The following is a 19,402-nucleotide window of genomic DNA, read 5'->3' on the forward strand; positions in this document are numbered from 1 at the left end:
GGCTTGGAGGTGTTCGCCGGTCAGGCGCTGCCGAAGCGGCGGTCGCGCTTGGCGTACTCCAGGCAGGCGGCCCACAGGTCGCGCCGGTCGAAGTCGGGGAACAGTTTCTCCTGGTAGACCATCTCGGCGTACGCGCTCTGCCAGAGCAGGAAGTTGGAGAGCCGCTGCTCGCCGGAGGGGCGGAGGAACAGGTCGACGTCGGGCATGTCCGGCTCGTCGAGATAGCGGGCGAAACTCGCCTCGGTGATGCGTTCGGGGTCGATCTCCCCGCGGGCGGCACGGCGGGCGATCTCCCGGGCGGCGTCGGCGATCTCCGCGCGACCGCCGTAGTTGACGCACATCACCAGGGTCAGCACGTCGTTGTCCTGGGTCAGCTCCTCGGCGACCTCCAGCTCCTTGATCACCGAGCGCCACAGCTTGGGACGACGGCCCGCCCAACGCACCCGCACGCCCATCTCGTGCATCTCGTCGCGGCGGCGACGGATCACGTCGCGGTTGAAGCCCATCAGGAACTTCACCTCGTCGGGGCTGCGCGACCAGTTCTCGGTGGAGAAGGCGTACGCCGACAGCCACTTCACGCCGATCTCGATGGACCCGCACACCGAATCCATCAGCACGGCCTCCCCGCGCTTGTGCCCCTCCGTGCGCGGGAGCCCGCGGTCCTGCGCCCAGCGGCCGTTACCGTCCATCACCAGCGCCACGTGGTTCGGCACGAACTCCGGCGGGATGGCCGGCGGCACGGCACCCGACGGATGCGGGTCCGGCGGACGGATCGCGCGGGGAACCCCGGGCACCGGGCGGCGGCGAGTCAGTCGGGCCATCGGCGGCCTCACCTTCTTGTCGAGTCGGGGTGCTACGCGGTGGTGGCGGTCGGCGCGGCCTGGGCGGGAGACTCCGGCCGGGCCTGTACTGCCAGATTAGGCGGCGCATCGCGCTCGACGAGCGGCAGCGTCCGCAAGCGTCGTTCCAGATGCCACTGCAGGTGCGCCGCGATCAGCCCGGTCGCCTGTCGCTGCTGCGACGGGGTGGCCGCGGCGACGTCGGCCCAGTGCCCCCGGGCCAGCGCATCCATCAGTTCCAGCACACCGAGGGTCGGGGTCGCCGCGCCCGCAGGTCGGCAGTAGACGCACACCGCTCCCCCGGCCGCGACATGAAAAGCCTTGTGCGGTCCCGGATTCGCGCAGCGGGCACAGACGTCGAGCGCCGGCATCCAGCCCGCCGATCCCATCGCCCGGAGCAGGAACGCGTCGAGGATCTGCTGCCGCTCCCGGCGGTCCTCGGCCAGCGCGGTCAGCGCGCCCACGGTCAGCCGGTACAGCTGCTGGGCCGGGGCGCGCTCCTCACCGGCGAGTCGTTCGGCGGTCTCCAGAACGGCACACGCCGTGGTGTAGCGCGAGTAGTCGCGCGACATCGCCTCGCTGAAGGCGTCGAGCGTATGCACCTGGGTGACGATGTCCAGGCTGCGGCCCGGGTAGAGATTCACGTGCACGTGGGCGAACGGTTCCAGCCGCGCCCCGAATCTCGAACGCGTCCGCCGGATCCCCTTCGCCACGGCCCGGATCAGGCCGTGTTCGGCGGTGAGGAAGGTGATGATGCGGTCGGCCTCGCCCAGCTTGTGCTGGCGGATCACCACCGCTTCGTCCTGGTAATTCCTCACCCGGGCATTGTCTCATCGCGGGGCGACAAGCCGGGCTCCGACACGGTGACCGCCTACTTGCCCCTCTTGGCCTCGCGGCGGGCGAGGGCGGCATCGGCGGCGGCGTTCTCGGCCTGCGCCGCCTGCTTCGCGTCCCACCAGCGCCGCAGTACCAGATAGCCGATCCCCCAGGTGCCCAGCGCGGACACTAGCCAGACGACGACGGTCGACGAGATCCAGGCGGTGACACCGGAGATGGTCAGCGTATCGCTGATCAGGGTGGTGATCCAGAGCGCGAGAAGGGTGGAGACGAGGCCGATGCCGCCGAGGACCGCGGACGCGTACTTCCGGGCGACGTTGAACACGAACGGGGCGAGCAGCGACTGCAGCGCGGTGAACAGAGCGACCGCGATGAAGAAGCCGCGGGCGGTCAGATGGAAGCCGTCGATCGCCGCCCAGGCGACCAGGAAGGCCACCACCGCGGAGACGAGGCTCACCGCGACACTCAACAGGAAACGGATCATCGGAGAACTCCTTCGACGGCGCGGATCATCGGCGCAGGGACTGCGCTCGTGAAGTCATCGTGCCGTGGTTCGGCGGCTCGCGCATCATCCGGGACGGATGAGTCGAACCGATTCGGGTGGGTGGTCTCGACTTCGCTCGACCGTCATGTGGGCTTCGCTCGAGAGGCGGCGTTTCGACCCGCCTCCTCACTTCGTTCGTCGGCGGCTCAACGGGCGGTGGAGGTCCGGCTCAACGAGCTGTCTCGGCTCGACGCCTCGACGGGCGGTGGAGGTCCGGTTCGGCGGGCTGTGTCGGCTCGGCGGCTCGACGGGCGGTGAGTGCTAGAAGCCGAGGCGGCCGAGCTGTTTCGGGTCGCGCTGCCAGTCCTTGGCGACCTTCACATGAAGGTCGAGGTAGACGCGACAGCCGAGGAGCTTCTCGATCTGTTTGCGGGCGACGGTGCCGACCTCCTTCAGGCGCGAGCCGCGGTGGCCGATGACGATGCCCTTCTGGCTGTCGCGTTCGACGTAGAGGGTGGCGTGGACGTCGACCATCGGCGGCTCGGAGTCCTCCCGCGGGATCACCTCCTCGATGGTGACCGCGAGAGAGTGCGGGAGTTCGTCGCGGACGCCTTCGAGGGCGGCCTCGCGGATGAACTCGGCCATCAGGACCTGCTCGGGCTCGTCGGTCAGCTCGCCGTCCGGGTAGAAGGCCGGGCCGGGCTCGCAGAGCGAGACCAGCAGATCGGAGAGCACGTCGAGCTGCTTGCCGCTCTTGGCCGACACCGGGATCACCTCGGCGTCGGCGCCGAGCAGCTCCGACAGCTTGATCAGCTGCTCGCCGACCTTGTCGGGCGAGACCTTGTCGAGCTTGGTCACGATCCCCACCACCTTGGTGCGCCTCGCGAGCGGCTTGATCTGCTCGATGATCCACTTGTCACCGGGGCCGATCGGCTCGTCCGCGGGGATGCACAGACAGATGATGTCGACCTCGGAGAGGGTGTCGAGCACCAGCTCGTTGAGGCGTTTGCCGAGCAGCGTGCGCGGGCGGTGCAGGCCGGGGGTGTCGACCAGGACCAGCTGCGCGTCCGGCAGGTTCACGATGCCGCGGATCGCGTGCCGGGTGGTCTGCGGGCGGTTCGAGGTGATCGCGATCTTGTCGCCCACCAGCGCGTTGGTCAGCGTCGACTTGCCGGTGTTCGGCCGGCCGACGAAGCAGATGAACCCGGACCGGAACTCGCCGGCCTCGATGTCGGTGTCGGTCACTGCTGTTCTCCTTCCGGCACGACGGCCGACTTGTCCCGCTTGGTCTTCTTCGCGGCCTTCTTGTCCGGGTCCTTGACCCGCTTCTCGTGCTTGCGCACCAGCACCGAGGTGATCCGCTGCCGGCCCACCCGGTTGGGCCCGCCCTCGGCGGTCAGCAGCAGGCCCTTGATCTTCACCCGGGAGCCCGGCAGCGGCACGCGGCCGAGCTTCCAGGCGAGCAGACCACCGACGGTCTCCACCTCGTCGTCGCCGAGTTCGACGTCGTACAGCTCGCCGAGATCCTCGACGGGCAGCCGCGAGGAGACACGGTAGACGCCCTCGGACAGCTCTTCGATCGGGGCCACCTCGTCGGTGTCGTACTCGTCGGTGATCTCGCCGACGATCTCCTCCAGCACGTCCTCGATGGTGACCAGTCCGGCGATGCCGCCGTACTCGTCGACCAGCATCGCCATGTGGTTGTGCTGGGCCTGCATGTCTTCCAGCAGGTCGTCGAGACGCTTCGAGTCGGGCACGAACCAGGCTTCGCGCATCAGGTCCGCGGCGGTCAGATCGGTCGCCGTGGTGCCCTGCGGCAGCATCCGCTCGACGATGTCCTTGAGATAGATCACGCCCAGGACGTCGTCCGGGTTCTCCCCGATCACCGGGATCCGCGAATGGCCGGACCGGACCGCGAGGCTCAGGGCCTGCGTCGCCGACTTGTCGCCCTCGATCCAGACCATCTCCGGCCGCGGCACCATCACCTCGCGGGCATTGGTCTCGTCGAGCTCGAAGACCGACTGGATCATGCGGCGCTCGTCGTCGTCGACGACGCCCTGCGACTGGGCGAGGTCGACCACCTCCCGAACCTCCACCTCGGTGGCGAACGGGCCGTTGCGGAATCCGCGGCCCGGGGTGACGGCGTTGCCGAGCACGATCAGCACCCGCGTCACCGGTCGCAGCAGCACCCCGAGGGCGGTGAGCACCGGCGCGGCGACGAGCGCGATCGAGTAGGCGTGCTGGCGGCCGACGGTCCGCGGGCCGACGCCGACCGCCACGAACGACACGACCGTCATCGCCAGCACCGCCACCACGATGCCCCAGGTCAGCCCGAGCGCATCGGTGGCGAGGATGGCGACCAGCACGGTCGACGCCGTCTCGAAGCCGATCCGCAGCAGGACGGTGAGCCCGAGATAGGTGGAGCGCTGCTCGATCACCCGCAGCAACCGCCGGGCGCCGCCCCGCTCGCCGCGGACCAGGTCTTCCACGCGCGCCGCGGACACCGTCGACAGCGCCGAGTCGATCGCCGCGAAGGCGCCGGCCAGCACGGTCAGCAGTGCCGCGACACCCAGAAAGGCGATGTCGCGCACCATGAATCAGGCCCTCCCGGGGCCCGCGCCGGAACCGGAGTCGAAGCCGAGGTCGCGCATCAGGCGACTGTCCTTGGCCGCTTGGCGGTCCTCCCGGGCCCGGACCTCGCGGGCGTCGTACCAGTCGGCGATGATCCGGTTCTGCAGCCCGAACATCTCCTTCTCCTCGGCCGGTTCGGCGTGGTCGAAGCCGAGGAGATGCAGTACGCCGTGCACGGTGAGGACGGCCAGCTCGTGCTCGTAGCTGTGCCGCTGCGTCTTGGCCTGCTCGGCGGCGAACTCGGGGCACAGCACGATGTCGCCGAGCATCGCCGGGCCGGGTTCGGCGGCGTCCGGGTGGCCGCCGGGGGTGAGCTCGTCCATCGGGAAGCTCATCACGTCGGTCGGGCCGGGCAGGTCCATCCACTGCATGTGCAGGTCGGCCATGGTGTCGTTGTCCACCAGCTGTATCGACAGTTCGGCCGCGGCGTGCACATCCATGGCGGCCATCGCGAACCGCGCGACCTCGATGATCTGGTCCTCGGGGGCGTCGACCCCGGACTCGTTGAACAGTTCGATACTCACCGTCGCCGGCCTCCGTGGGTGTGGGCGCGCCGCTGCGCGCGATTGCCGGATGCCTGACCGCTCAGGGTGCCGTCCTCCTCGGCGCGGCCGTACGCGTCGACGATGTCGGCGACCAGCTTGTGCCGGACGACATCGGCACTGGTCAGCTCGGCGAAATGGATGTCGTCGATGCCGTCGAGGATGCGCGCGGCGATCCGCAGGCCGCTCCGCGCGCCACCTGGCAGGTCGACCTGCGTGATGTCGCCGGTCACCACCATCTTGGCCCCGAATCCGAGCCGGGTGAGGAACATCTTCATCTGCTCGCCGGTGGTGTTCTGCGCCTCGTCGAGGATGATGAACGCATCGTTCAACGTCCGGCCACGCATATATGCGAGCGGGGCGACCTCGATGACGCCGGCCTCCATGAGCTTCGGGATGGCCTCGGGATCCATCATGTCGTGCAGGGCGTCGTACAGGGGACGCAGGTAGGGGTCGATCTTCTCACTCAGCGAGCCGGGCAGGAAGCCGAGCCGCTCCCCGGCTTCGACGGCCGGGCGGGTCAGGATGATGCGGCTGACCTCCTTGCGCTGCAGCGCCTGCACGGCCTTGGCCATCGCGAGGTAGGTCTTGCCGGTGCCGGCCGGGCCGAGCCCGAAGACGATCGTGTTGGCGTCGATCGCGTCGACGTAGCGCTTCTGATTCAGGGTCTTGGCGCGGATCACCTTGCCGCGCCGGGCGATGATGTCCAGGCTGAGCACCTGCGCCGGGCTCTCCGCAGCCGCGGTGTCGGACAGGATCGACATCGACTCGCGGATCAGGTCCGGCGTGAGCGGGGTGCCGGTGCGGACCAGCGTCACCAGTTCGGCGATCACCCGCTCGGAGGCGGCGAGATCGGCGGGCCGTCCGGTCAGCGTCATCTTGTTGCCGCGGACGTGCACCGCCGCCGGTAGCTGCGACTCCAGGGTGCGGAGGTTGACGTCGGCGGCCCCCAGCAGTCCGGCCACCAGCTCGTGCGGGATCTCCAGGTTCGACGTCGCCTCACGGCCGGCCCGCTCGCCACGCGCCGGGCGCCCGGCGGGGTCGTCGTCAGTCACTAAGGTCTTCACTCCTGAAAGTCGCTGGTCAGTCGGAACCAGTCTATCCCGGCCTGTCGAATCGGTTCCCGGGCCGACCGCCTCTACAGTCCGAGGACCCGGAGGGTGGCGCGATGCGCCAGGCCGCGCAGGTCGAGGAACGCCGCGTGGTCGCCCGGCACCTCGGTGAGCGAGACGGTCTGCCCGCGCCCGGTCATCAGCTCGGCGTAGTGGCGACTCAGTTCCACCGGCACCGACTCGTCGTCGATCGTGTGCACGACGGCAACGGTCGCATCGGTGACCGGGGCGTGCGCCGGGGAGGCGTCGCGGTAGCGCTCGGGCGCTTCGTCGTACGTGGCCCCCAGGAAACGGACCAGCGAGGCGCGGTCGCGGGCACCGGGCAGGGTGAGGTCGAGGACCCCGGACTGCGGCACGACCAGCGCGATCCGGTGCTTCGCGGTCCGGGCGCCGAGCCGGGCGACGGACCAGGTGGCGAGTTGTCCGCCGGCCGAATGCCCGATGACTGAGACCGCGGTGCGGTCGACGCGTGCTCCGGCGAGGGCCAGCGCCTCGGCGACGGGTCCGTCCAGGGCTTGCAGGGCGGCGATCACGTCGCGGCCGGTCGTGGGCCAGCCACCGCCTTCCTCGATGCGCCGGTATTCGACGTTCCAGACGACGGCGCCGCGTATCGCGAGATCCCGGGCCACCGCGGTCTCGATGGTGAGCCCGAACTCGGTCGACCACGACCCGCCGTGCACGACGACCACCAGCGGCGCCCGCTGTTCGGACTCGGCCAGCGCGGGAATGTAGAGGTGCCCGAACTGGGAAGGGTGGTCGCCGTAGGCGATCTTGCAGCGCTTCACGCCGACCGTCACCGCGCCCAGCGGGCGGTCACCGCACCGAGCGCGCCAAGCGCCACCGCCCCGGCGGCGGCCGTCCGCAGCACCTCGGGACCGAGCACCACCGAACGTCCGCCGAGCGCCGCGAGATCGGCGACCTCCTCGTCGGTCAGTCCGCCCTCGGGCCCGATCACCAGCACCACCTCGGGCGCGGCCGAGAAATCGATGGACCGGAACGGCGTCGCCCCGTCCTCGTGCAGCAGGGCGACGACACCGCCCGCGGCGTGCACGCGCGCGCAGATCGCGCGGACGTCGATGGTGGTCGAGAGGTCGTGCACCTCGGGGATCCAGGCGCGTCGTGCCTGTTTGGCGGCGGTCGCCGCGGTGGCCCGCCACTTCTCGACGCCCTTGACCGCTTTGGCTCCCGACCAGCGGGCCACCGAGCGCGCGGCCTGCCACGGCACGATCGCGTCCGCGCCGGCCTCGGTCATCAGGTCGACGGCCAGTTCCGAGCGCTCCGCCTTCGGCAGCGCCTGCACCACGGTGACCAGCGGCACCGGGCGGGCGACGAACTCGACGCGGCCGGCGCGCACGGTCAGCCGGTCCTTGCCGGACACGTCGGTCACGGTGCACTCGGCGCGCGTGCCGCGGCCGTCGCCCACGATCACCTTCTCGCCCGCGCGGAGCCGCGTGACGGTGACCGCGTGTCGGCCCTCCGGGCCGGTCACCAGCGCGCTCTCTCCGGCGCGCGGGACGTCGTCGACCCAGAAGACCGGCGGTGTCATCGGCCCGCGAACGCGTTGCGCAGCCGGGAGAACAGCCCGCCGCTGCCGCCCTTGGACGATGCGGTCACGAGTTCGACGTCCTCGCCGCTCGCCTCGCGCAGCTTGCGCAGCAGGTCGGACTGGGTGCCGTCGAGCTTCGCGGGCACCACGACCTCCAGGTGCGCATGCAGGTTGCCGCGCAGCCCGGTGTTGAGGTGCGGCAGGCCCTTGCCCTTCACCGTCACCACGGTGCCCGGCTGGGTGCCCGGCGCGACGTCGATGGTCGCGACGCCGCCGAGCACGGTCGGGACGTCGAGCGTCGAGCCGAGCGCGGCGTCGACCATCGGCACCCGCAGCGTGCAGTGCAGGTCGTCCTTGTCGCGGACGAAGACCTCGTCCTGTTCCTCGCGAATCTCGACGTACAGGTCACCGGCCGGACCGCCGCCGGGGCCCACTTCACCCTGCCCGGCGAGCCGGACACGCATGCCGTCCTCGACGCCGGACGGGATCTTGACCGTCAGGGTCCGGCGGCTGCGGACGCGGCCGTCGCCGCCGCACTTGAGGCACGGATCGGGGATCACTTCACCGGCGCCGTGGCATTCGGGGCATTCGCGCACCGACACCACGTTGCCGAGGAACGACCGCTGGACCGACTGGATCTCGCCCTGGCCCTTGCACGTGGGACAGGTCTGCGGCCGCGAATCGCCCCGCGTGCCCGCACCGTCGCACACATCGCAGAGGACGGCGGTATCGACGGTGATCTCGCGTTCGGCACCGGCGGCGATCTCCTCGAGATCGAGTGTCACACCGACCAGCGCGGGCTCACCGGGGCGGACGCGCCCACGCGGCCCGCGCCCCCCGGCGAAGCCCCCGCCACCGCCGAAAAAAGTGTTGAAGATGTCCCCCAGGCCACCGAAGTCGCCGCCGAAACCACCGCCCATGCCGCCGGGGCCGGACAGCGGGTCGCCACCCGCGTCCACGATGCGCCGCTTGTCCGGATCGGACAGCACCTCGTACGCGGTGGTCACCTCTTTGAAGCGCTCCTCCTCGGCCGGGTTGATGTCGGGGTGCAGTTCCCGAGCGAGCCGGCGGTAGGCGCGCTTGATCTCGGTGTCGGTGGCACCCCGGGACACGCCCAGAGTGCCGTAGTAATCACGAGCCACGTGACAATCGTCCTTACTTACTCACTTCGACTATCGGTCGGCGAGCACTTCGCCGACATACCGGGCGACGGCGGCGACGGAGGCGATCGTGCCCGGATAGTCCATCCGGGTCGGTCCGACGACGCCGACGCCACCGAAAACGGTGCCTGAAGCACCGTACCCGGTCGAGACCACCGAGGTACTGCGCAGGTTCTCCGCCCGCGTCTCCTCGCCGATCTGCACGGTGACCGTGTCGGTCTCGCGCGTGTGCGCGAGAAGCTTCAAGATCACGACCTGTTCTTCCAACGCCTCCAGCACCGAGTCCATTCCACCGATCTCCGGAGTGAAGTCGCCCGCGCTACGCGCCAGGTTCGACGTCCCGCCGAGCACCAGCCGGTCCTCGTTCCGCTCGACGAGCGTCTCGATCAGGATCGACGCGATCGCCACGATCGGCCGCTGCAATTTCGGCGGCGCCGACTCGGTGAGCGCGGCGACCGCCGCTGACGCCTCCTGCAGGGGTTTGCCGTCGAGCGCGGCGCCGAACAGGCTGCGCAGCTGCGACTGCTCGTCCTCGGTCAGCGGATCGGGCAGCGTCACCATTCGCTGCTCCACCCGCCCGGTGTCGGTGATCACCACCAGCAGCAGGCGCTGCGGACTCAGCGCCACCACTTCGAGTCGTCGTACGCGGGCCGTCGACAGCACCGGGTACTGGATGACGGCCACCTGGTGGGTGAGCTCGGCGAGCAGCTTGACCGAGCGGCGGAGCACGTCGTCGAGATCGACCGCGGTGTCCAGGAACGTCAGGATACCGCGGCGTTCCGCCGAGGACAGCGGCTTGACCTCGTGGATCCGGTCAACGAACAGCCGGTAGCCCTTGTCGGTGGGCACCCGGCCGGAACTGGTGTGCGGCTGCGCGATCAGCCCCTCGGCCTCGAGGACGGCCATGTCGTTGCGGACGGTCGCGCTCGACACCCCGAGCTGATGGCGGTCGACGAGCGACTTGGACGCAATCGGCTCTTGCGTCGCGACGAAATCGGTCACGATCGCGCGCAGGATCTCGAAACGACGGTCGTCGGTGCTCGACACTCGCCCACCTCGCCAACGGTTGTGCCTACAGTGGATCTGCGACCATCGGACGATGGTCACATCGGCAATTCTAGTGAATCGACGAAAGATACTCCGACGATGATCTTCAAGGGTGTCCAGGAGGGCCGACCCTACCCGGAGCTGACCCTGCCTGCGCGGGAGTGGGCGCAGATCCCGCCGCGGCAGTTCCGGCTCGACCAGCTGATCACCGTGACCACCGTTCTCGCCCTCGACAAGCTGCTGTCGGAGGACTCCACCTTCTACGGCGATCTCTTCGCCCACGTCGTGCAGTATCGCGGCGAGCTGTACCTGGAGGACGGCCTGCACCGCGCCGTGCGTTCGGCGTTGCGCAACCGCACGATCATCCACGCGCGGCTCCTCGACCTGGATGAACTGATCGCCACCGGGCGGTTCGACCCGAACGCGCGCATGCCTGCGCCCGTCTCGGGACCGTTCACCGGACCGCAGCCGATCGACCTGAACGCGACCGGCCAGCTGCCGCCCGTCGGCGCGCCGCTCGACCCGTCGGCCGCGGCCACCGGCCTGGCCCCGCGCCCGGCCAACCCGCGACGCTCCGCGCGCCGCGGTTCCGGCGCCCACCGCGCCATCGACTGAGGGTTCGGCACCGGACCGGGCCGACCCGACCGTGACGTATCCGGCCGGTTCACGCCCGTCTTAGCGCCCGCGACCTGCGCGAACACCTCACACCGGCGCGCCGGACGCCACAGTACGGTCAGGTCAATCGACCAAGATGTCCCGGATCACCCCGTCGGCCAGCAGCCGGCCACGATCGGTGAGCACGTAGGCGCCGCCGGTACGGGCCAGGAGACCGTCCGAGACGGCCCGCTCCGCACGGTCGGCCTCGTCTACGGTCAGCTCACCGGCGGGCAGCCCGGACCGCATCCGGAGCCGGAGCATCACCTGTTCGGTGTGCGTGTCGTCGTCGGTGAGGATCTCGAAGCCGCCGACCGGGAGCGACCCCGATTCCAGGGACGCCGCGTAGGTGGCCGGATGCTTCTGATTCCACCAGCGCACCCCGTTGACGTGCGAGTGCGCCCCCGGCCCGATCCCCCACCAGTCGTCGCTGCGCCAATAGGCCTCGTTGTGCCGGCAGACCGAGTCGGGGTCCGGGGCGGCTTCGACACGGCTCGTCGCTGCGCTCCTCACCGGCTCAGCCGGCGACGAAAGCTCCGATGCGCCGGCCGAAGGCCGTGTCCGCCCTTCGATCCGGCCCGAGGCGCTGGCCGAGGGCTGTGTCCGCCCTTCGATCCGGCCCGACGCGCTAACCGAAGGCTGTGTCAGCCCCTCGATCCGGCCCGACGTGCCAGCCGAAGGCCGTGTCCGCCTTTCGATCCGGTCCGAGGCGCTGGCCGAGGGCTGTGTCCGCCCTTCGATCCGGTCCGAGGCGCTGGCCGAAGGCTGTGTCCGCCCTTTGAGCCGGTCCGAGGCGCTAGCCGAGGGCCGTGTCGAAAAGCCCCCCGACCCGGCGGCCGCCGCCCAGTTCGACACCTCATACCAGGTCAGACCGGCCGCCGACAGCCGTGCATCGATCTGCTCGTAGCGCGCCGCGAGGACGTCGTCGTCGGGCATCGGGACCTCGCCGCGGCGGACCTTGCGGGCGAAGGCGGTGCCGTCCTCGACGATCAGCGCGTACGCCGACACGTGGTCGACGGGCACCGAGAGGACCGCGTCCAGGGAAGCGGCGAGGTCGTCGTCGGTCTCGCCCGGCGTGCCGTAGATGAGGTCGAGGTTGAGATGCTCGAAACCGGCGGCGGCCGCCTCCCGCGCCGCCTCGAGCGCGCGGCCCGGCGTGTGCCGGCGTTCCAGGATCCGCAACACGTGCGGCGCCGCGGACTGCATGCCGAGCGAGATCCGCGTGTAGCCGGCGGCGCGCAGGCCGTCGAAGAACTCCGGTGACGTGGACTCCGGATTGGATTCGGTGGTCACCTCGGCGCCCGGCGCGAGATCGAACGAATTGCGGATGGCGCCGAGCAGGTCGGCCAGCCCGGCCGCACCGAGCAGCGACGGCGTGCCGCCGCCGACGAAGATCGTCTCCACCGGACGGGCCGGCGACAGCAGCCGGGCCGCCGCGTCGAGCTCGCGGCGGACCGCCTCGGCCCACGCGGCCGGCGACGTGGACGACCCGAGCTCACCCGCGGTGTAGGTGTTGAAATCGCAGTAGCCGCACCGCGTCGCGCAAAACGGCACGTGCAGGTACAGCCCGAACGGCCGCGCCCCCACTGACCTGAGACGACCCGTCGCCTCGGCGGGCAACGGAATCGACGGCGCGCGCAGGGACATGCGTCCATCATGACCCACGACCAGCAGAGACAGTTAAAATCACCCTGCGGAAAAATAAGCCCAAGTAGACGCGGTACCCGGGGACGTGGCACCATGAATGACGTGACTACTGCGGGCGTGCGCCTCATCGCACGGCGACACATCGACCTGATGCGCTGCGACAGCGCATCGTGTCTGTCGTAGCCGCATTCGGTCGCTGAAGCAGTCCCTTCACCGGGCGCGCCGCGGGAACAGCCCCTCCCGCGTGCCGATACCGATGGCAACTCTCACCGTTTTCTGACAGCCCCATTGACGTGCCGCCATGCGCGGTGCGCGAGGAGAATCGATGACGCTCACCACCCCCGAGTCGACCGGCGACACCCCGCCCGAGGCGACCCGCGAGCGCCCGGCCCGGACCCCGCGGGCCGACCGGCCGGCCCGTGCCGCGGCCGCCGGAGACGCACCACGCAAGCGCGCCCGCCCGGTCAAGAAGCGCGCCGAGGGCCAGTGGGCGCTCGGCTTCCGCGAGCCGCTGAACCCGAACGAACAGTCCAAGAAGGACGACAACCCGCTCAACGTGCGGCGCCGCATCATCGACACCTATCAGCATGTCGGCTTCGACGGCATCGACAAGGCCGACCTGCGCGGCCGTTTCCGCTGGATGGGGCTGTACACCCAGCGCGCCGAAGGTTACGACGGCACGTTCACCGGGGACGACAACATCGACATCCTCGAGGCGCCGTACTTCATGATGCGCGTGCGCACCGACGGTGGGAACCTCGACCTCGCCCAGATCCGCACCCTCGCGGGCATCTCCCGCGACTTCGCGCGCGGCACCGCCGACGTCTCCGATCGCCAGAACATCCAGTACCACTGGATCGAGATCGAGAACGTCCCGGAGATCTGGCGCCGTCTCGACGAGGTCGGCCTGGACACCACCGAGGCCTGCGGCGACTGCCCGCGCGGCATGCTCGGCTCCCCGCTTGCCGGTCTGTCGGTGAACGAGGTGATCGACGGCACCCCGGCGATCCAGGAGATCAAGCGCCGCTACATCGGTGACCCGCGATTCTCCAACCTCCCGCGCAAGTTCAAGACGGCCATCTCCGGGCAGCAGGACGTGGTGCACGAGATCAACGACGTGTCGTTCGTCGGCGTCGTGCACCCCGAACACGGTCCGGGCTTCGACCTGTGGGTAGGCGGTGGCCTCTCGACCAACCCGATGCTGGCGCAGCGCCTCGGCGCGTGGGTGCCGCTCGACGAGGTGCCCGACGTCTGGGAGGGCGTCATCTCGATCTTCCGCGACTACGGCTACCGCCGGCTGCGTTCCAAGGCGCGCCTGAAGTTCCTGCTGAAGGACTGGGGGCCCGAGAAGTTCCGCGAGGTCCTCGAAACGGAGTACCTCAAGCGTCCGCTGATCGATGGTCCCGCTCCCGAGCGGCCGACGCAGCCGATCGACCACGTCGGTATCACCGCCCAGACCAACGGCCGCTTCGCGGTCGGCTTCTCGGCGGTCTCCGGACGGCTCTCCGATACGGCGCTGTTCGCCATCGCCGACGCCGTGGAGCGCGCCGGCTCGGACTCCATCCGGCTGACGCCGTACCAGAAGCTCGTGGTCGTGAACGTGCCCGAGGACAAGATCGCCGGGCTCGAAGCCGACCTGGAGGCCGTCGGGCTCACCGCGCGTCCGTCGCGCTGGCGCCGCAACCTGATCGCCTGCACCGGCCTGGAGTACTGCAAGCTCAGCTTCACCGAGACCCGCAGCCGCAGCCAGGCGCTGGTCCCGGAGATGGAGCAGCGTCTCGCCGAACTCAACGAGCAGCTCGACGTGCCGATCACGATCAACTTCAACGGCTGCCCCAACTCCTGCGCGCGCGTGCAGGTGGCCGACATCGGCCTCAAAGGCCAGTTGATCGACGACGGCGACGGCCATCCGGTCGAGGGTTTCCAGGTCCACCTGGGCGGCTCCCTCGGCTTCGACAGCGGGTTCGGCCGTAAGCTGCGCCAGCACAAGATCTACGCCGACGACTCGATCGACTACATCGAGCGTCTGGTCCGGAACTTCATCGCCGGCCGCACCGAGGGCGAGCGCTTCGCCGAATGGGCCGCTCGCGCCGACGACGCCGAGTTGCAGTGAGAGATGAGTGACATGACCACCACCTTGGAACACGCTCACCTGCGGGAGATCGCCGAGGACGGCGCCCGCAGGCTCGGCCCGGACGCCACCGCGGACGAGCTGCTGGCCTGGACCGCCGACACCTTCGGCACCGACTTCATCATCGCGGCCAACATGCAGGACGCGGTCCTGATCGACGTCGCCAGCAAGGCCATCCAGGCGAGCCGTGTCGATTCGGCCCGCTCGCAAGCTCGCGGCGCCGGGCACGGCGAGAAGCTGAAGGTCCTCTTCCTGGACACCGGCTACCACTTCGTGGAGACCATCGGCACGCGCGACGCCGTGGTCAGCGTCTACGACCTCGACCTGGTCAACGTCGAACCGGAACAGACCGTCGCGCAGCAGGATTCGCTGCTCGGCAAGGACCTGTTCGCCCGCGATCCCGCCGAATGCTGCCGCCTGCGCAAGGTGGTGCCGCTGAAGGCGTCACTGGCCCCCTATCGCGCCTGGGTCACCGGTATCCGCCGGGTCGAGGCCCCCACGCGCGCCAACGCACCGCTCATCTCCTTCGACGAGGGTTTCGGTCTGGTCAAGATCAATCCCCTCGCCGCCTGGACCGATGAGCAGTTCCAGGACTACATCGACGCGAACGGTGTCCTGGTCAATCCGCTGGTGGACGACGGCTATCCGTCGATCGGGTGCGAACCGTGCACCGCCAAACCAGCCCCCGGAGCAGATCCGCGCAGCGGCCGTTGGGCCGGCAGCGCCAAGACAGAATGCGGGTTGCACGTCTCATGAGCATCACCACCGAAACCACGTCCGACGGCCGTCCCCTGAGCCCCGTCGCAGGGCGGTCCCTGAGCCCCGCCGAAGGGTCCTTCACCACGCTCGACGCCCTCGAGTCCGAGTCGATCCACGTCTTCCGCGAGGTGGCCGGCGAGTTCGAGCGCCCGGTGATCCTGTTCTCCGGCGGCAAGGACTCCACCCTCCTGCTGCACCTGGCGCTCAAGGCCTTCTGGCCCGCTCCGCTGCCGTTCGCACTGCTGCACGTCGACACCGGGCACAACCTGCCGGAGATCATCAAGTTCCGCGACGAGATCGTCGAGCGGCACAACCTGCGGCTGCACGTCGCCAAGGTCGAGGACTACCTGGACGACGGCCGCCTCACCGAGCGCCCGGACGGCATTCGGAATCCGCTGCAGACCATCCCGCTGCTCGATGCGATCACCGAGAACCGGTTCGACGCCGTCTTCGGCGGCGCCCGCCGTGACGAGGAGCGCGCCCGCGCCAAGGAGCGGATCTTCTCGCTGCGCAACGCGTTCGGCCAGTGGGACCCGAAGCGGCAGCGCCCCGAGCTGTGGAACCTGTACAACGGCCGCCACGCCCCGGGCGAGCACGTCCGCGTGTTCCCGCTGAGCAACTGGACCGAGCTCGACGTGTGGCGCTACATCGCCCGCGAGCAGGTGCTGCTGGCGCCGCTCTACTACGCGCACGAGCGCGAGGTGTACCAGCGGGACGGCATGTGGATGACCTCCGGCCCGTGGGGCGGCCCCCGCGAGGACGAGAGCGTGCAGACCCGGATGGTGCGCTACCGCACCGTCGGCGACGGCTCCACGACCGGCGCGGTGCTGTCCGACGCCGCCGACAACGAGGCCGTCCTGGCCGAGGTCGCCGCGTCCCGGCTGACCGAGCGCGGCGCCACCCGCGGCGACGACCGCGTCTCCGAGGCCGCGATGGAAGACCGCAAGCGCGAAGGATACTTCTGATGACCGCTCCCACCCTCACCGACGGCGGGGATCTGCTCCGCATCGCCACCGCCGGCTCGGTGGACGACGGCAAGTCGACCCTCGTCGGCCGCCTGCTGTTCGACACCAAGTCGGTGCTCGCCGATCAGATCGATGCCGTCACCAAGGCGTCGGTCGACCGCGGCATGGACACGCCCGACCTGTCGCTGCTGGTCGACGGCCTGCGCGCCGAGCGCGAGCAGGGCATCACGATCGACGTCGCCTACCGCTACTTCGCCACCCCGGCGCGCAGCTTCGTGCTCGCCGACACCCCGGGCCACGTGCAGTACACCCGCAACACGGTCTCCGGCGCGTCCACCGCGCAGCTGGTGATCCTGCTGGTCGACGCGCGCAGCGGCGTCGTCGCGCAGACGCGCAGGCACGCCGCGGTGATGGCGCTGCTGGGCGTCCCGCGGCTGGTGCTGGCGGTCAACAAGATCGACCTGGTCGACGACGCCGAGGCCGTCTTCGCACGGATCTCCGAGGAGTTCAACGCGATCACCCGCTCGCTCGGCTACACCGACGAGCAGGTGCTGGAGATCCCGGTGTCGGCGCTGCACGGCGACAACGTCGCCCGGCGCAGCGACAGCACGCCCTGGTACGACGGCCCCACGCTGATCGAGCATCTGGAGACCGTGCCGAACGAGCCCGACCGCCGCGAGGTGGGTCTGCGCTTCCCGGTGCAGTACGTGATCCGTCCGCGCACCGCCGAGTACCCGGACTACCGCGGCTATGCCGGCCAGGTGGCGGCGGGAACCGTGCACGTCGGCGACGAGATCGTCGTGCAGCCGTCCGGTCAGCGGTCCACGGTCGCCAAGATCGACACCCCCGACGGCGAGCTGCCGTCCGCGCACACCGGACGCAGCGTCACCCTGCTGCTGACCGACGACATCGACATCTCGCGCGGCGACCTGATCGCCGCCGTCGGCGACGCCCCGGAGCCCGCGCAGCAGTTCACCGCGACCGTGTGCTGGCTCGGCGACAAGCCGCTGCGGCCCGGTGCACGACTGCTGTGCAAGCACGGCACCAAGACCACGCCGGTGATCATCGGCGGCCTGGAAACCCTGTTCGACGAGCAGGAACTCGCGCTGCTGCCCGATCCGGAGACCGTCGAACTGAACCAGATCGGCCGCATCTCGCTGACCACGGCAGAGCCGATCGCCGCCGACGACTACCAGGTGAACCGCGAGACCGGCAGCTTCCTGCTGATCGATCCGCAGGGCGGCAACACCCTCGGCGCGGGCCTCATCGGCGACGCCCTGGAAGCGCTGCACCTGTCGTCACCGGCGCCGGCCTGATGGCGTCCGGCGTGTCGCGGGTCCTGTTGCGTGTCGCGCGTCCTGTGGGACCCGCGACATGAGAATGGACCCGCGACACGGACGCGTGGAGGCCGGCTCGATGACGCCCGACGAGTCGGCGTCGGCCCTGCTCCTCGTCGCGCACGGCAGCCGGGACGTGCGCTTCGCGGCGACCGCACGACGCGTCGCGACCGCGGCCACCACCGCCCTGCCCGGCGTCCGCGTCGAGCTGGCGTACCTCGATTTGAACGAGCCGCTGCTGCCCGACGCCCTCAGCGCGCTGACCGGCGACGTCACGGTGGTGCCGCTGCTGTTCGGCGACGGCTATCACTCCAAGACCGACCTGCCGGAGATCCTGGACCGCGCCGCCGCGCGCAACCCCCGGCTGCGGCCGCACCAGACCCCGGTGATCGGGGTCCACTCCCCCGTGCCCGCGCTGATCGACCGGCTCGCCGAAGCCGGCCTGCAGGCACCCTCGGCTCGGGACGGGGTGCTGATGTACGCGGTCGGCTCGTCGGACACCGGGTCGGATGCCTCGGTCCGCGCCCGCGGCCGGGAGCTGTCCCGGGCGCTCGGTGTGCCCGTGGAGACCGTCTTCGCCACCCGGCTCGGCCGCGGCGGCGCGGCGGTCCGCGAGGCCGTCGCCCGGCTCCGCGGCGCCGGGGCGTCCCGGATCGCGGCCTCTCCGCTGTTCCTCTCGGCGGGACTGCTCACCGAGCGTGTCGAACGCGTCCTCGACGACGTCGCGCCCGGTTCCCTGGTCGCCGGCCCGATCGCTGACCACCCCGCCCTGATCAATGCGATCGTGCACCTCTACCGCGCCGATACCCGGACACCACCGTATTCTGCCCGCGAATCCAGACCATTGACGACAGCACCAGCTGGTTTCGCACCCTGGCACGATCCTTATGACCCGCACCACTAAGGTCGGCTGCGCCGCCGATAGCGCGACCCTGCACGGGGACAAGTGATCGGTCCGGGTGCCTCCGACCCGGCGGTGCCACGTCTGGACGCAAACCTGGCGGCGACCGCGGCAACAGCTCTGGCCGCCGCTGAGCGGCGAACTGCATGCTACCGGCGTCGCGCAGCCAGCCACATCGCAGGGTCGATCTCCCAGGGAGTGACGTCGCGCCCCACCTCGCCGGTTGCAGCGACCGCCAGATCGGCAATCAGGGTCCACGCAGAAGCAGGATTGGCGTCGCCGCCGTGCGCCGCCAGCCATCGGAGCATCATTCGATCGGGCTTGATCAAGTGGTCATCACCCAGCAACATCCACAGATAGCCACGACGAATACCTTGCCCGCCTTCTCCCGGGATCTTGCGAAGCTCGGCGTTGAGGTCCGGGAGCCGAGTGTCACTCGACATCAACTCGACGGCTGCGGAATGCTCCGCCACGCGTTTCACGACGGGTACCACAACAGTGTTGGAGCGTGCGCCGATGCTTCACACCGCGTCGACGATTGCAGAGCTCAGGCTCGACCAGCGTTGCCCTCGCGGCTGCAGGTCGAGCTTCACCACCGCCGCCAAGTGGTCGGCCGGACCTTCAGGCACCATCCTCCCTATTGTGCGACATCCTCCCGCTGCTCTCCCGCCGTCCGCCGTTTGTCATCTGAACGGATGAAACATCGCCTACAAGTCTCGCGAACCAGCAAGCGCACGCGGCCGCCCGGCCTGATTGTCCGAACTGTGATCTAACGTGTGCGTATGAGTGACGCTGCACCCGTGCCCGCCT

The 19,402-nt window shown here is 70.0% G+C and carries 19 protein-coding genes; 6 read left to right on the forward strand and 13 right to left on the reverse strand.

Features of this window, described 5'->3' with window-relative positions; translation table 11 throughout:
• Positions 1-20: 20 nt before the first annotated feature.
• The 11 genes from MYK68_RS13665 to hrcA all read right to left on the reverse strand — a co-directional run bounded on the left by MYK68_RS13665 (position 21) and on the right by hrcA (position 10,198).
• Positions 21-821 carry an isoprenyl transferase gene (locus MYK68_RS13665; protein ID WP_247864227.1) on the reverse strand — a complete coding sequence of 267 codons (801 nt, stop codon included), beginning with the start codon at positions 819-821 and terminating at the stop codon, positions 21-23.
• Positions 822-853: 32 nt separating this feature from the next.
• Complete coding sequence (gene recO / locus MYK68_RS13670; protein WP_247864228.1) at positions 854-1,657, reverse strand: DNA repair protein RecO; 804 nt, start codon at positions 1,655-1,657, stop codon at positions 854-856.
• A 53-nt stretch (positions 1,658-1,710) separates the two neighbouring features.
• Entirely contained in the window at positions 1,711-2,160 is a 450-nt protein-coding gene (locus MYK68_RS13675) for a hypothetical protein (protein WP_247864229.1), read from the reverse strand.
• 321 nt (positions 2,161-2,481) lie between these two features.
• Complete coding sequence (era, locus tag MYK68_RS13680) at positions 2,482-3,405, reverse strand: GTPase Era (RefSeq protein ID WP_247864230.1); 924 nt, start codon at positions 3,403-3,405, stop codon at positions 2,482-2,484.
• Positions 3,402-4,754 (reverse strand): hemolysin family protein, encoded by a 1,353-nt coding sequence (locus MYK68_RS13685; protein WP_247864231.1) that lies wholly within the window; start codon positions 4,752-4,754, stop codon positions 3,402-3,404. Before MYK68_RS13685 ends, era begins: the two co-directional genes overlap by 4 nt.
• A 3-nt stretch (positions 4,755-4,757) precedes the next feature.
• Entirely contained in the window at positions 4,758-5,315 is a 558-nt protein-coding gene (gene ybeY / locus MYK68_RS13690; RefSeq protein ID WP_247864232.1) for an rRNA maturation RNase YbeY, read from the reverse strand.
• Positions 5,312-6,388, reverse strand: coding sequence for a PhoH family protein (locus MYK68_RS13695; protein WP_247864233.1), 1,077 nt, complete (start codon positions 6,386-6,388; stop codon positions 5,312-5,314). The genes ybeY and MYK68_RS13695 overlap by 4 nt, the downstream gene beginning before the upstream one ends.
• An 83-nt stretch (positions 6,389-6,471) precedes the next feature.
• Positions 6,472-7,242 carry an alpha/beta hydrolase family protein gene (locus tag MYK68_RS13700; RefSeq protein ID WP_247864234.1) on the reverse strand — a complete coding sequence of 257 codons (771 nt, stop codon included), beginning with the start codon at positions 7,240-7,242 and terminating at the stop codon, positions 6,472-6,474.
• Positions 7,239-7,991, reverse strand: coding sequence for a 16S rRNA (uracil(1498)-N(3))-methyltransferase (locus tag MYK68_RS13705; protein WP_247864235.1), 753 nt, complete (start codon positions 7,989-7,991; stop codon positions 7,239-7,241). The genes MYK68_RS13700 and MYK68_RS13705 overlap by 4 nt, the downstream gene beginning before the upstream one ends.
• Entirely contained in the window at positions 7,988-9,133 is a 1,146-nt protein-coding gene (gene dnaJ, locus MYK68_RS13710) for a molecular chaperone DnaJ (RefSeq protein WP_247864236.1), read from the reverse strand. Before dnaJ ends, MYK68_RS13705 begins: the two co-directional genes overlap by 4 nt.
• Positions 9,134-9,163: 30 nt before the next feature.
• Complete coding sequence (hrcA, locus tag MYK68_RS13715) at positions 9,164-10,198, reverse strand: heat-inducible transcriptional repressor HrcA (protein WP_247868059.1); 1,035 nt, start codon at positions 10,196-10,198, stop codon at positions 9,164-9,166.
• Between the two features lie 99 nt (positions 10,199-10,297).
• Between hrcA and MYK68_RS13720 the strand changes: the two genes are divergently transcribed.
• Entirely contained in the window at positions 10,298-10,813 is a 516-nt protein-coding gene (locus MYK68_RS13720; RefSeq protein ID WP_247864237.1) for a type II toxin-antitoxin system VapB family antitoxin, read from the forward strand.
• Between the two features lie 123 nt (positions 10,814-10,936).
• Here MYK68_RS13720 and MYK68_RS13725 read toward each other — a convergent pair whose 3' ends face one another.
• On the reverse strand, positions 10,937-12,499 hold the full coding sequence (locus tag MYK68_RS13725; protein ID WP_247864238.1) for a coproporphyrinogen-III oxidase family protein: 1,563 nt from the start codon (positions 12,497-12,499) through the stop codon (positions 10,937-10,939).
• A gap of 325 nt (positions 12,500-12,824) precedes the next feature.
• Here MYK68_RS13725 and MYK68_RS13730 point away from each other — a divergent pair, with 325 nt between their 5' ends.
• From MYK68_RS13730 to MYK68_RS13750, 5 genes are all read left to right on the forward strand, one after another.
• A complete protein-coding gene (locus MYK68_RS13730; protein ID WP_247864239.1) occupies positions 12,825-14,612 on the forward strand; it encodes a nitrite/sulfite reductase in 1,788 nt (595 codons plus the stop codon).
• A 12-nt stretch (positions 14,613-14,624) separates the two neighbouring features.
• Positions 14,625-15,386 carry a phosphoadenylyl-sulfate reductase gene (locus tag MYK68_RS13735; RefSeq protein WP_247864240.1) on the forward strand — a complete coding sequence of 254 codons (762 nt, stop codon included), beginning with the start codon at positions 14,625-14,627 and terminating at the stop codon, positions 15,384-15,386.
• Positions 15,383-16,354 (forward strand): sulfate adenylyltransferase subunit CysD, encoded by a 972-nt coding sequence (gene cysD / locus MYK68_RS13740; protein WP_247864241.1) that lies wholly within the window; start codon positions 15,383-15,385, stop codon positions 16,352-16,354. Before MYK68_RS13735 ends, cysD begins: the two co-directional genes overlap by 4 nt.
• Entirely contained in the window at positions 16,354-17,670 is a 1,317-nt protein-coding gene (locus MYK68_RS13745) for a sulfate adenylyltransferase subunit 1 (RefSeq protein WP_247864242.1), read from the forward strand. The genes cysD and MYK68_RS13745 overlap by 1 nt, the downstream gene beginning before the upstream one ends.
• A 100-nt stretch (positions 17,671-17,770) precedes the next feature.
• Positions 17,771-18,595: a sirohydrochlorin chelatase gene (locus tag MYK68_RS13750; protein ID WP_247864243.1), complete on the forward strand. Its 825-nt coding sequence runs from the start codon at positions 17,771-17,773 to the stop codon at positions 18,593-18,595.
• 146 nt (positions 18,596-18,741) lie between these two features.
• Here the strand turns inward: MYK68_RS13750 and MYK68_RS13755 are convergent, their stop codons facing one another.
• Positions 18,742-19,074 carry a DUF8548 family protein gene (locus MYK68_RS13755; protein ID WP_349306137.1) on the reverse strand — a complete coding sequence of 111 codons (333 nt, stop codon included), beginning with the start codon at positions 19,072-19,074 and terminating at the stop codon, positions 18,742-18,744.
• Positions 19,075-19,402 lie beyond the last annotated feature (328 nt).

The sequence above is a fragment of the Gordonia sp. PP30 genome (assembly GCF_023100845.1).
Taxonomy (GTDB): domain Bacteria; phylum Actinomycetota; class Actinomycetes; order Mycobacteriales; family Mycobacteriaceae; genus Gordonia.

Excerpts from the sequence above, each read along its gene's own strand:
- MYK68_RS13750 (WP_247864243.1), top strand. The coding sequence starts at position 17,771 with ATGACGCCCGACGAGTCGGCGTCGGCCCTGCTCCTCGTCGCGCACGGC.
- MYK68_RS13675 (WP_247864229.1), bottom strand. The coding sequence starts at position 2,160 with ATGATCCGTTTCCTGTTGAGTGTCGCGGTGAGCCTCGTCTCCGCGGTG.
- MYK68_RS13665 (WP_247864227.1), bottom strand. The coding sequence starts at position 821 with ATGGCCCGACTGACTCGCCGCCGCCCGGTGCCCGGGGTTCCCCGCGCG.
- MYK68_RS13730 (WP_247864239.1), top strand. The coding sequence starts at position 12,825 with ATGACGCTCACCACCCCCGAGTCGACCGGCGACACCCCGCCCGAGGCG.
- MYK68_RS13685 (WP_247864231.1), bottom strand. The coding sequence starts at position 4,754 with ATGGTGCGCGACATCGCCTTTCTGGGTGTCGCGGCACTGCTGACCGTG.
- MYK68_RS13745 (WP_247864242.1), top strand. The coding sequence starts at position 16,354 with ATGACCGCTCCCACCCTCACCGACGGCGGGGATCTGCTCCGCATCGCC.
- MYK68_RS13725 (WP_247864238.1), bottom strand. The coding sequence starts at position 12,499 with ATGTCCCTGCGCGCGCCGTCGATTCCGTTGCCCGCCGAGGCGACGGGT.
- cysD (WP_247864241.1), top strand. The coding sequence starts at position 15,383 with ATGAGCATCACCACCGAAACCACGTCCGACGGCCGTCCCCTGAGCCCC.
- MYK68_RS13720 (WP_247864237.1), top strand. The coding sequence starts at position 10,298 with ATGATCTTCAAGGGTGTCCAGGAGGGCCGACCCTACCCGGAGCTGACC.
- MYK68_RS13705 (WP_247864235.1), bottom strand. The coding sequence starts at position 7,991 with ATGACACCGCCGGTCTTCTGGGTCGACGACGTCCCGCGCGCCGGAGAG.
- MYK68_RS13735 (WP_247864240.1), top strand. The coding sequence starts at position 14,625 with ATGACCACCACCTTGGAACACGCTCACCTGCGGGAGATCGCCGAGGAC.